Below are 12422 nucleotides of genomic sequence, written 5' to 3'. Positions count from 1 at the left end.
CAGTTGGTTGGTTGCCCCAACACTCTCCCAAAGCGCCTTCCCTAGGAGACAACCAGAGGCCCCCTATACTGTCAAGCAGCGGCCACCTGAATTCGCCCGCCGCCTGTCTTTTGACAAGAACGGGGACAAATCCGCGTGTATTGCCCGCCGCTTGCGCCGGCTATCGGCGCGCACTTGCCAGCGCAGATACGGCGCTGCGCGTTTGACGCGCCCGCGCGCGCGCGCCATGGTGCCCCCGCGACAAGCAAGGAGCCGAACAATGGATAACCACTTCGTTTCAACCGACTGGCTGGCCGAGCATCTCGGCGATCCCGATCTGGTGATCGTGGATGGCTCCTGGCATATGCCCGGCTCCGTGCGCGATCCGCGGGCCGAATATCTTGAGGCCCATCTGCCGGGCGCGGTGTTCTTCGACATCGATGCCATCGCCGACAAGGACACCGACCTGCCCCATATGCTCCCCGCCCCGGCCGCCTTTGCCGGCGCCGTGGGTGAGCTCGGCATTTCCGACACCATGACCATCGTTGTTTACGACCAGCTCGGCATGGCCACCGCCCCCCGCGTCTGGTGGACCTTCAAGACCATGGGCGCCCCCAATGTGTTCCTGCTCTCCGGCGGCTCGCCGAAGTGGCGTGCTGAGGGCCGGCCAATGGACTCGGGACCTGTGCACCGTGAGTCGCAACACTTCGAGGTCCGGCTCGACCCAGCCCGCGTGGCTGATTTCGGCACTGTCGCCGCGCGCAGCCGCGACCGCGAAGCGCAGATCATCGATGCCCGGCCGGCGGCGCGCTTTCATGCTGAAGTGCCTGAACCGCGCCCGGGCCTGCGCGGCGGACATATCCCCGGCAGCGTCAATGTGCCCGCGAGCCTTTTGACCGAAGGTGGCGCCATGCGCCCGCCGGCCGAACTGCAAAAGCTCTTTGCCGAGCGCCGCATCGATCTCAGCCGCCCCATCATCACCACCTGTGGCTCGGGCATCACCGCCTCTGCCCTTGCGCTCGCGCTTGAGGTCGCCGGCGCCAAGGATGTGTCGGTTTATGACGGCTCCTGGACCGAATGGGGCGCCAATCCCGATGCTCCGATCGCCTGAAACGGCGCTCCATGGTTAATTAACGGCATTGTAACGTGCGCAGGGGGGACCAAGGCTGATATGCTGCAACCGGCAGCGCTGCGGCTCCTTCGCGCGCATTAGGTGAATGGGATTAAATCAGCTTGATACGGCAACTTCTGGCATCGGTGATCATTTTAGCCGCTGCGGCCCTGGCATGGGTCTTTTTCGCCCCCGGCGCCACACAAACCCTGGCCTCCTACGGCATCGCCCTGCCCTTTGGCTCCACCCAGGAAGTTGCAAATGCCCCGCCAGCCGGGCGCCCGGGCGGCGCTCCTGGCGCCCCTGATGGCGCTCCCCGCGGACCAGCGGCCGGCCCTGGCGCAAACCCTGGTTCAGGTCCGGGCGGGCGCGGCCCAGGCGGCCCGCGCGGCGCCAGTCGCCAAACCAATGTCGTGACCACCGGGGTCACCCTTGCCACCATCAACGACACGCTCAGCGCCATCGGCGAAGGCACCGCCGTGCGCTCCGTCACCGTGGTTTCCTCCGCCGGCGGCACGCTGACCGAAGTTCTGGTCGCGCCCGGCCAGGAAGTGGCAGCCGGCGACGTCATCGCCCGCCTCGAAGCCGATGCCGAACAGCTTGCCCTGGACCGCGCCCGCCTCGCCGCCGATGATGCCGCCGCGACCCTTGCCCGCACCGAAGGGCTCGCCAGCTCCAATGTCGTGGCCAACACCGCCCTCACCGCCGCCCAGCTCGCCGCGGCCAATGCCGATCTCGAGGTGCGCAATGCCGAACTGGCCCTCGCCCGTCGCACCATTACCAGCCCAATCAGCGGCACCGTCGGATTGATCCAGGTCACCCCCGGCAATTATGTCGGCGCACAAACCAGCGTCACCACCATTGATGACATCGCGTCGGTGCGCGTCGATTTCTGGGTGCCCGAGCGCTACACCAGCATCGTCCAGCCAGGAACGCCGATCACCGTATCTGCCCTCGCCGTGCCGGGCCGCACTTTTGAAGGCGAGATCAGCGCCCTCGACAATCGCGTCGATCCCGCCAGCCGCACGCTCCAGGTCCAGGCTGAAATTCCCAATGAGGACGGCACCCTCCGCCCCGGCATGTCTTTCCAGGTGGCCCTGCGCTTCCCCGGCGAAACCTATCCAGCCGTCAATCCGCTGGCGATCCTGTGGTCCACCGAGGGCTCTTATGTCTGGAAATATGTCGAGGGCCGCGCCGTGCGTGTGTCTGCCGAAATCGTCCAGCGCAACAGTGACGGCGTTTTGGTCCGGGCCGATCTGGAGCCGGGCGACGCCATCATCACCGAAGGCGTGCTGCAGCTGAGCGAAGGCGCTCAGGTGACGCTCCTTGAAGGGCCCGACGGCACCGGGGGCGAACAGCCCCAGGCCGCGTCGGCCAGCTAGCCCGCAAAGGAGTTTGCCCATGTCGATTGCAGCAAAAAACCAGCGCGGCGGCACCCTCGCCGGCCTCTTTGTGCGCCGCCCCGTCATGGCGATGGTGATCAATGCCCTCATCGTCGTGGCCGGCCTTGCCGCGCTGCTGGGCGCCGAAGTGCGCGAACTGCCCAGCGTCGAGCAGCCCGTCCTGTCCATCTCCACCCGCTTTGAGGGCGCGGCCGCTGAAACCGTTGATCGCGAGGTCACCGCGGTTGTAGAAGGCGCCGTGGCGCGCGTTCAGGGCGTCACCGCCATTTCCTCGAGTTCCTCCACCAATACCAGCCGCGTTACCCTGGAATTTACTGACGGCACCAATCTCGATGTCGCGACCTCCGATGTCCGCGATGCCCTGAGCCGCGTGACGCGCTCCCTGCCCGACGGGGTAGATGACCCCACCATCTTCAAGGCAGACTCCGATGCCCAAGCCGTTATCCAGCTTGCGGTCACGTCCGATATCGTCCCGGTAGGCGAGCTGAGCCAGCTGGTCGAGGACGTGATTTCCGAGCGCCTCGCCGCCGTCAACGGCGTGGCCGAAGTGCAGGTCTATGGCACGCGCGAAACCGCGTTCGAGATTGATGTCGATCCCGTCAAGCTCGCCAGCCTTGGGCTCACCGTCGCCGACATCCGCAACGCCGTTTCCACCATTGCCTTTGATACGCCCGCCGGCTCCATCAATGGCCCCAACCAGAATATTTCCGTGCGCGCCCTCTCCGAAGTCACCGAACCGGAGGACTTCGAGAACATCATCATCTCGGGCAAGACGACGCTGGGCGATGTCGCGACTGTCGTCTTCGACGCCGCCGCCAGCACTTCGTCGCTGCGCTCCGACGGCAAGCCCGGCATCGGCTTGGGCATTGTGCGCCAGGCCCAGTCCAACACCATCGAGATTTCGGAAGGCGTTCATGCCGCCGTCGAGGTGCTCAACCAGACCCTGCCCGAAGGCGTCAACGTCAAGATTTCCAGCGACGATGCGGTCTTCATCGAAGGCGCGTTGCATGAGGTGCAGATTGCCCTCATCGTCTCGCTACTGGTGGTTGTCGCCATCATCTATCTGTTCCTGCTCGATTGGCGCGCCACCATCGTGCCCGCTCTTTCCATGCCCATCGCCCTTTTGGGCGCTGTGGCCGGCATTTACCTCGCCGGGTTCTCGCTCAACATCATCACGCTGCTCGCGCTCGTTCTGGCGACAGGCCTTGTGGTCGACGACGCCATCGTGGTGCTGGAAAATATCGTCCGCCGCAAGGCGATGGGCGCTGGACCTCGCGCCGCCGCCGTCCTGGGCACCCAGGAAGTGTTCTTTGCCGTGGTCGCCACCACACTGACCCTTGCTGCGGTGTTCATCCCGCTGTCATTCCTTGCCGGCCAGACCGGGCGACTGTTCCGCGAATTCGGCTTCACTCTCGCGATCGCCGTGCTGTTGTCTTCGGTAGTGGCGCTGTCGCTTGGCCCCATGATCGCCTCGCGCCTGCTCAAGGCCGAGCCGCATACCGATCAACCCCGCAAGGGTCTGATCGGCGGCATCGGGCGCTTCTTTGCCCGTCTTTATAACCGCACCCTCAAGCTCGCCCTCGCCAACCCCTTTGTGGTCGTGCTCGTCGCCCTGCTCTTTGCCGCCTCGTCCTATTACGTCTATGGCAATCTGCGTCAGGAGATCACCCCGCCCGAGGACCGCTCGCAGATTTCCCTGCGCGTGCAGGCCCCCAGCACCGCCAGCCTCGATTATGTGCGCAGCCAGATGACGACCATCGAGTCCATGCTGCAGCCCTTTGTCGACAATGGCGAAATCCGCTCGATCTTTGTGCTCTCCGGCTGGGGCAATGGCGGCTCGCTCACTCTTTCCCTTGCCCCCTGGGGTGAACGGGAACGTAGCCAGGCCGAAATCGCGGCCGACATCAATGCCCTGATGGCCCAGGTTCCCGGCGTGCGCGCTTCGGTCGGTCAGGGCAACAGCCTTGGCATCCGCGGCGGCGGCTCGGGCCTGCAATTTGCCGTGGTCGGCTCCAACTATGATGTGCTGGCCGACACGGCCGAAACCATCAGCGACAGGCTCGAGGAAGACGGGCGCTTCGGTCGCGTTACCGTCAATTTCGATACGACCCAGCCCCAGCTCACCTTGTCGGTCAACCGTGAACGGGCTGACGCGCTCGGCATCGATATCAACGGCCTTGCCACCACCATGCAGGCCATGATCGACGGCACCGATGTGGGCACAGTCTTCATTGAGGACACCAGCTACACCGTGCGGATGCTCTCCACCAGCAATCCGGTCAACGACCCGCGCGACCTCGAAACCCTCTTCGTCAAGACCGGCCAGGGCCGCTATGTGCCCATGTCGACCATCGCCACCATTACTGAGTCGGCGGTGCCGCCGACCTTGCGGCGCGAGCAGCAGCGGCGCGCAGTGACAGTCACTGCCAGCCTTGAAGATGGCGGCCTGGCGCTCGGCGACGCCTATACTCGGCTGCTGGAAATCGCTCGCCCGATCCTGCCCGAGGGCACCGCCATCCTGCCCCTTGCCGAAGCCAAGACGCTGGGTGAAGCCAATAACGGCCTGTTCCTCACTTTCGGCTTTGCGCTTGTCATCATCCTTCTGGTGCTGGCGGCGCAGTTCGAAAGCTTGTGGAGCGCCATTATCGTCATGACCACGGTGCCCTTTGGCGTTGCGGCGGCGCTCTACGCCCTGCTGGCCACGGGAGGCAGTCTCAACATCTTCAGCCAGATCGGGCTCGTCCTCGTGGTCGGCATCATGGCCAAGAACGGCATTCTGATTGTTGAATTTGCCAACCAGCTGCGTGATGAGGGCCGGTCCGTGGGTGAGGCGATCGAGGAAGCCTCCAATATCCGCCTGCGTCCGGTGATGATGACCATGATCGCCACCATCATCGGCGGCCTGCCATTGGTGCTGGCCAGCGGCGCGGGCGCCGAAGCGCGGACGGCGCTTGGCTGGGTGATGGTGGGCGGCCTCAGCTTCGCCGCCATTTCGACGCTCTACCTGACGCCGGTGGCCTATCTGCTGCTGGCCCGCTTCAGCAAGCCTAAGGCCGAACAGGAAGCGCGCCTCGAGCGCGAACTCGACGCCGCCAACGCCCCGGCGGCACCGGTCCCGGCAGAGTAAGCGGGCACCGAGCGCGTCGGTCGCCCCGTGGCGGCCGACCAACTTATCCCCGGTGCCAAAAGCTCGGTTATTGTTGCCCCATCTTCATGCGCAACTGCGCGGTCGCGACGAACGGTCGGCATGGGGAGGCCGGATGGCATGGGGGTCGCTCCATGTCCTGTGGTTTAAAGGATGATCTGTGACCCGATTTGAGCCCCCGGGTTTGCTTTCGGCACGGGCTTAAGCCGAGGACGGTCCTTTCCATAGAGTCTCCGGGATAGCATGGGGCAAGGCTTGCTTCACCTATACCCTTTCGCCGGACGACCGGCACCGAGGCGATCCTTGCCCCATGTCGCAGCCGCTGACCCTTGGTCGAGCGGAGATTCGGCACATCCCAACCCTGTAAACAAAAAGGCCCCCGGATTGCTCCGGCGGCCAGATTTGAATCTGCGAACAGGCGCTTAGGCTTTGTTCTTGTTGTAAACGTCGAACACCACGGCACCCAGCAGCACCAGGCCCTTGATCACCTGCTGCCAGTCGATATTGACGCCCATGATCGACATGCCATTGTTCATCACGCCCATGATGAAGGCGCCGATCACGGCCCCTGCCACCTGCCCCACGCCACCCAGGGCCGAGGCGCCGCCGATGAACACGGCCGCGATCACGTCGAGCTCGAAGCCCTGCCCTGCCTTGGGGGTCGCGGTATTGAGGCGCGCCGCAAAGATCAGCCCGGCAAGAGCCGCCAGCATACCCATGATCACGAACACATAAAAGGTCAGCCGCTCGGTCTTGATGCCCGAAAGCTGCGCCGCCTTGCTGTTGCCGCCCAGCGCATAGATGCGCCGCCCCAGTGTCGTGCGCTTGGTCACGAACACAAAGATCGCGATCAGGATCGACATCACGATCAGCACATTGGGCAGGCCGCGATAGGAGGCCAGGAGATACGAGAAGAACAGGATCAGCGCACCCAACACCGCGGTCTTGACCGCGAACACGGCAAATGGCTCGGCCTCATAGCCATGTTCCTGGCGGCGCTTGCGGCTGCGCAGGCTGGTGAACACATAGGCCAGCGTCACGAGGATACCGATCACCAGCGTCGTCGTGTGCAGCACCAGCGGCGGGCCATCGCCCTGTGGGATGGTGATGGGGCCGATGATGTCGGGGACAAAGCCGGCGCTCAGCAGCTGGAACTCCACCGGGAACGGCCCGACCGAAGCGCCGCCCAGCAGCGCCAGCACCAGGCCCTTGAACACCAGCATGCCCGCCAGCGTCACGATAAAGGACGGGATCTTGAGATAAGCGATCCAATAGCCCTGTGCCGCGCCGATGGCAGCACCAACCGCCAGGCACAGCACCATGGTGGCGAGTGGCGGAATGCCCCAGCGCACCATCATGATCGCGGCGAGACCGCCGACAAAGCCCGAGACCGAGCCCACCGACAGATCGATATGGCCAGCGACGATCACCAGCAGCATGCCCAGCGACATGATCACGATATAGGAGTTCTGCAGGATCACATTGGTCAGGTTCAATGGCCGGAACATCGTGCCATTGGTGGTGATCTGGAAGAACACCATGATGGCCAGCAACGCGACGACCAGCCCGTAGTCGCGAAGATTGGCCTGGAGTACGGAGCGCGCCGAAGAAGTGGTGCTCGGTACCTGCGGTACGGTTTCGGTGGTCATGCGATTTTTCCTTCTGCACGCACGATAGAGCGCATGATTCGTTCCTGGCTTGCCTCGCTCCCGGCGAGCTCGCCAACGATGCGGCCTTCATTCATCACATAGATACGGTCACAGATCCCCAGCAGCTCGGGCATTTCCGAGGAGATGACCAGAATGCCCTTCCCCTCGTCGGCCAGCTTGTTGATGATCGTGTAGATTTCATACTTGGCGCCAACATCGATGCCGCGGGTGGGCTCGTCGAGGATCAGCAGGTCAGGGTTGGCGAACAGCCACTTGCTGAGCACGACCTTCTGCTGGTTGCCGCCCGAAAGATTGCCCACGATCTGATACACGCTCGAGGAGCGGATATTGGTCATCTTGCGATAATCGTTGGCGACCTTCATCTCGGCCATGTCGTCGATCACCCCGCCATGCGAGATGCCCGGCAAATTGGCGAGCGTCGTATTGTGCTTGATGTGGTCGATCAGGTTCAGCCCATAGGTCTTGCGATCCTCGGTGGCATAGGCAATCCCGGCATCCACTGCCCGGCGGACGGTGGAGGTATCCACCTTCTTGCCATGCATGAACACTTCGCCCGAAATGTTGCGGCCATAGGTCTTGCCAAAAAGGCTCATGGCGAATTCGGTCCGCCCGGCCCCCATCAGCCCGGCAATGCCCACCACTTCGCCCTTGCGCACATTGAGGTTGACCCCCTTGATCACCTGCCGCTCGCTGTGGAGCGGGTGGTAAACCGACCAATTCTTGACCTCGAGCAGCACCTCACCGATCTTCGGTTCGCGCTTGGGATAACGATCCTCGAGCGAGCGGCCCACCATGGACGCGATGATCCGGTCTTCCGACATATCCGCGCGATCCATCGTCTCGATGGTGCGCCCATCCCGGATCACCGTGACCCGGTCGGCGACGCGGGCGATCTCGTTGAGCTTGTGCGAGATGATGATCGAAGTAATCCCCTGCGCCTTGAACTCCAGTAGAAGATCAAGCAGTGCCGCGCTGTCCTTCTCGGACAGACTCGCGGTGGGTTCATCAAGGATCAGCAGTTTGACTTCTTTGGACAGCGCCTTGGCAATCTCGACCAGCTGCTGCTTGCCCACCCCGATATGGGTGACCAGCGTATCGGGATCTTCCTTGAGCCCGACCATGGACAACAGCTTGCGCGCGCCATTGCGCGTCTCATCCCAGTCGATCACCCCCGCTTTTGCCTGCTCATTGCCCAGAAAGATGTTTTCGGCAATCGAGAGCAACGGCACCAGCGCCAGCTCCTGATGGATGATGACGATACCCACATGTTCGCTGTCGCGGATCGTTTTGAAGGCAACCGGTTTGTCTTGATAAATGATCTCCCCATCGTAGCTGCCGGCAGGATAAACCCCGCTCAGCACCTTCATCAGGGTGGATTTGCCCGCGCCGTTTTCCCCCACAATCGCGTGGATCTCGGCCTCGCGCACATCCAGGTTCACATCCTGCAGCGCCTTGACCCCCGGAAAGGTCTTGGTGATGCCGCGCATTTCCAGAATGGTCTTGGTCATCGTCTTGTCTCTAACGCTCCGTAGCGCGGCGCTTAGCTTGGTTCTACCGGGTCCGGCAAGCAACGCCTTTGTGACGGGAAAGGCCCCGCAAACAAATGCGGGGCCCAGTCCTTGGTTTGCAGGATTACTGGACGTCTTCGGCCTTGATATAGCCCGAGTCGATAAGCAGTTCCTGATAGTTGGTCTTGTCCACTTCATATGGCGTCAGCAGGATCGAGGGCACGACCTTGACACCATTGTCGTAAGTGGTGGTGTCGAGGCCTTCAGGCGTGTCGCCCGAAACAACCGTTTCCACGAGGTCCGCGGTGACGCGGGCCAATTCACGGGTGTCCTTGTAAACGGTCGAGTACTGCTCGCCCGCAACAATCGCCTTGACCGACGGAGCCTCGGCGTCCTGGCCCGAAATGATCGGCCAGGCGAGGTCGGACGAACCATAACCAACGCCGCGCAGCGACGAGATGATGCCGCGAGCCAGCCCGTCATTGGGTGCCAGAACGGCATCGACGCGGGTGCCGTCCGAATAAGCGCTGGACAGCAAGTTATCCATGCGAGACTGGGCGGTGGCACCATCCCAGCGCAGGGTACCAACCGTCTGCATGCCGGTCTGCCCGGACTTGACGACGAGGTCCCCCTTGTCGATCAGCGGCTGGAACACGCTCATCGCGCCGTCGTAGAAGAAGAAAGCATTGTTGTCGTCGGGCGAGCCGCCGAACAGCTCGATATTGAACGGGCCGGGCTTCTCGGGATAGCCGAGGCCCTTGAGGATCGAATTGGCCTGCAGCACGCCCACCTGGAAGTTGTCGAAGGTGGTGTAATAATCCACATTCCCGGTGTCGCGGATCAGGCGGTCATAGGCGAACACTTCTACTTCGGACTCGCCCGCCTGCTGCAGCACGGCCGACAGCGTCGTGCCATCGAGCGCGGCGATCACCAGGGCATCAACGCCCGTGGTGAGCATGTTTTCGATCTGGGCGAGCTGGTTGGGAATGTCGTCGCCGGCATATTGCAGGTCGACCGTATAGCCCTTTTCCTCAAGCGCGGCCTTGAGCTCGGCGCCATCGGAAATCCAGCGCAGCGTGGTCTGCTCGGGCATCGAAATGCCGATCGTGCCCTTGTCCTGGGCCAAGGCCGCGCTCGAGGCCGTCATTGCCACGGCGCTCACCGCCAGAACACTGGCGAAGGTCTTCAAAAATGTCATGTATCGCATCCCTGTGGAGCAAAGAACTTTTGCAAGAACGCCGGCGGATTGCTCCGCCAGCGCAGTCATTCCTCGTCCGGGCGAGAACGAAAAGCCCGGCAGTTACTGGAGATCTTCAGCCTTGAGGTAGCCGGAATCCACCACCAGTTCCTGGTAGTTGGACTTGTCGACTTCATAGGGGGTGAGCAGGATCGAGGGCACGAGCTTGACGCCATTTTCGTAAGTCGTGGTGTCGAGACCTTCGGGCGTGCCGCCAGTCAGCACGGTTTCCACCAGGTCCGCAGTCACGCGGGCCAGCTCACGGGTGTCCTTGTAGACAGTGGAATACTGCTCGCCAGCAATGATCGCCTTGACCGAGGGAGCCTCGGCGTCCTGGCCCGAAATGATCGGCCAGGGCTGATCGGCCGAGCCATAGCCCACGCCGCGCAGCGAGGAGATGATGCCGCGCGACAAGCCATCATAGGGGGACAGGACGGCGTCGACGCGCGAACCATCCGAATAGGTGCTCGACAGCAGGTTATCCATGCGGGCCTGCGCCACCGCACCGTCCCAGCGCAACGTGCCAACGGTTTCCATGCCCTGCTGGCCGGACTTGACCACCAGGTCACCCTTGTCGATCAGCGGCTGGAACACGCTCATCGCGCCGTCATAGAAGAAGAAGGCATTGTTGTCGTCGGGCGAGCCGCCAAACAGCTCGATATTGAACGGGCCAGGATTCTCGGGATAGCCGAGACCCTTGAGGATCGAATTGGCCTGCAGCACGCCGACCTGGAAGTTGTCGAAAGTGGTGTAGTAATCCACATTGCCCGTGTCGCGGATCAACCGGTCATAGGCAACGACCGGGATGCCCGAGTCAGCCGCCTGCTGCAGCACGCTCGACAGCGTCGTGCCGTCGATCGACGCGACAACCAGCGCCTCGACCCCGGTGGTCACCATGTTCTCGACCTGGGCGAGCTGGTTGGGGATGTCGTCTTCGGCATATTGCAGATTGACGGTATAGCCCTTGGCCTCGAGCGCGGCCTTGAGTTCATTGCCGTCCGAGATCCAGCGCAAGGACGACTGGGTTGGCATGGCGATACCGATGGCACCCTTGTCCTGGGCAAAAACCGCTGCCGAACTGACCAGCGCCACGGCGCTGACCGTCAACAAGGTTGCAAGAGATTTGGCAAGCTTCACGTCTCGACTCCCTATGATCTTCAGTATGCAAGAATAAGCATTGGTGCTTGGGGGCGGGCGGCGCCCCACGAATGCGGGCTGCTCAAGGCATGCCGAACCGGAGCGAACCAGGCCTCGGCGGCGCCCCGGCGCAGCAGCAATTTGCGTTGCATTGATTCCTCTCCCGGCAGCCGCTGTTGCAGCCGCGGCCCTCCCAAGCCCACGTCGCGGAAGCTAGTTTAATCAGATAAGACTGTAAAGCGACTTTGCTTCCCGCGCGCTCCCCCTACCCTGCCAAAGTTCAACAAGCCGCCCGGTTGCGGCCGCTCTTGCTTGACGATACCGTCCGCCCGCCCGCCAGTGCGCCGAGGCCAAAAAGCATTCGAAGCAATGCAATCTATGTCGACCTATCAGATAGGCAGGAGGAAAGTTGAGCATCGCAACGGATGGGAACTCCCCTGAGGGGGGCAGCGCCGCCAGTGTCGTGGCCGATCACCTCGCACGCCAGATCCTGACCGAGATGATCCCCGGCACAAGCCTGCCCAGCGAAGCCGAACTCGCATTGCGCTACCAGGTGAGCCGCTTGACCATTCGCGAGTCAGTCAAGCTGCTCGAAGGCCGGGGTCTGCTCGAGATCGCCAAGGGCCGCCGCGCCGTTGTGCGCGAGCCGGACGGCGCCGCCTTCACCGATTTCCTCACCTCGGTGTTGCGCTACGATCCCAAGGGCCTGTTTGACCTCATGGAAGTGCGCATGTCCCTTGAGGTGCAATCAGCAACCCTGGCGGCCAAGCGCGCGTCCCGGGCCGGCACCGCGGCCATCGAGCACGCCCTGCAAGGAATGCGCGATGCCGCGGGGGAGTCGGAAACCGCAGCGGAGACCCACGAGGTCTGCTTCAACGACCATGACCTGGCCTTCCACGAAGCCGTGGCGCTGGCCAGCGGCAATCGCGTGCTCGGCTATCTGTTCGAGGGCATGGCCCCGGCATTGCGCGAAGGCTTCACCGTCAGCCAGCGCGGCCATCAGCGGCGCGGCCACACCGTTTGGAACACCATTGCCGACCATGAGCGTATCTTTGAATGCATCAAGTCAGGCAATGGCCGCGCCGCCGGGGAAGCCATGCGCCTGCACCTCAAGGACACAGAGCGCGACATGCGTGCGGCTCTGACAATGGCCCTGCCACAAACTCCACGTTTGTAAAGAGGAGCTTGCGTCGCCCGACCGCGTTATCGGCAGTGCTGGCGGCTGCGGTCAA

Annotated in this window: 9 protein-coding genes; 5 read left to right on the top strand and 4 right to left on the bottom strand. The window is 63.0% G+C overall.

The genetic code is table 11. The features are described 5' to 3' along the window. Nucleotides 1–259 precede the first annotated feature (259 nt). The 4 genes from sseA (at nucleotide 260) to AC3YMN_RS02680 (ending at nucleotide 5620) form a co-directional block, all read left to right on the top strand. Nucleotides 260–1090, top strand: coding sequence for a 3-mercaptopyruvate sulfurtransferase (gene sseA / locus AC3YMN_RS02695; protein ID WP_489888829.1), 831 nt, complete (start codon nucleotides 260–262; stop codon nucleotides 1088–1090). Between the two features lie 261 nt (nucleotides 1091–1351). Beyond that, the gene (locus AC3YMN_RS02690; RefSeq protein ID WP_489888828.1) at nucleotides 1352–1507 is read left to right on the top strand and encodes a hypothetical protein; all 156 of its coding nucleotides are present in this window, start codon (nucleotides 1352–1354) and stop codon (nucleotides 1505–1507) included. Next, nucleotides 1504–2472 (top strand): efflux RND transporter periplasmic adaptor subunit, encoded by a 969-nt coding sequence (locus AC3YMN_RS02685; protein WP_489888827.1) that lies wholly within the window; start codon nucleotides 1504–1506, stop codon nucleotides 2470–2472. The genes AC3YMN_RS02690 and AC3YMN_RS02685 overlap by 4 nt, the downstream gene beginning before the upstream one ends. A gap of 19 nt (nucleotides 2473–2491) precedes the next feature. Further along, a complete protein-coding gene (locus tag AC3YMN_RS02680; RefSeq protein ID WP_489888826.1) occupies nucleotides 2492–5620 on the top strand; it encodes an efflux RND transporter permease subunit in 3129 nt (1042 codons plus the stop codon). A gap of 440 nt (nucleotides 5621–6060) precedes the next feature. On the opposite strand, the gene mmsB is transcribed toward AC3YMN_RS02680, so the two are convergent. The 4 genes from mmsB to chvE (AC3YMN_RS02660) form a co-directional block, all read right to left on the bottom strand. Continuing rightward, a complete protein-coding gene (gene mmsB, locus AC3YMN_RS02675; protein WP_127753783.1) occupies nucleotides 6061–7287 on the bottom strand; it encodes a multiple monosaccharide ABC transporter permease in 1227 nt (408 codons plus the stop codon). Further along, entirely contained in the window at nucleotides 7284–8816 is a 1533-nt protein-coding gene (gene mmsA / locus AC3YMN_RS02670; RefSeq protein WP_489888825.1) for a multiple monosaccharide ABC transporter ATP-binding protein, read from the bottom strand. Before mmsA ends, mmsB begins: the two co-directional genes overlap by 4 nt. 124 nt (nucleotides 8817–8940) lie before the next feature. Next, on the bottom strand, nucleotides 8941–10005 hold the full coding sequence (gene chvE / locus AC3YMN_RS02665; RefSeq protein WP_489889186.1) for a multiple monosaccharide ABC transporter substrate-binding protein: 1065 nt from the start codon (nucleotides 10003–10005) through the stop codon (nucleotides 8941–8943). Between the two features lie 111 nt (nucleotides 10006–10116). Next, nucleotides 10117–11190, bottom strand: coding sequence for a multiple monosaccharide ABC transporter substrate-binding protein (chvE, locus tag AC3YMN_RS02660; RefSeq protein WP_489888824.1), 1074 nt, complete (start codon nucleotides 11188–11190; stop codon nucleotides 10117–10119). A gap of 409 nt (nucleotides 11191–11599) precedes the next feature. Here chvE (AC3YMN_RS02660) and AC3YMN_RS02655 point away from each other — a divergent pair, with 409 nt between their 5' ends. Continuing rightward, the gene (locus tag AC3YMN_RS02655; protein ID WP_172123908.1) at nucleotides 11600–12367 is read left to right on the top strand and encodes a FadR/GntR family transcriptional regulator; all 768 of its coding nucleotides are present in this window, start codon (nucleotides 11600–11602) and stop codon (nucleotides 12365–12367) included. Nucleotides 12368–12422 lie beyond the last annotated feature (55 nt).

The organism is Devosia sp. Z11_6, from assembly GCF_058133665.1.
This window is presented reverse-complemented; position numbering and strand designations above follow the sequence as displayed.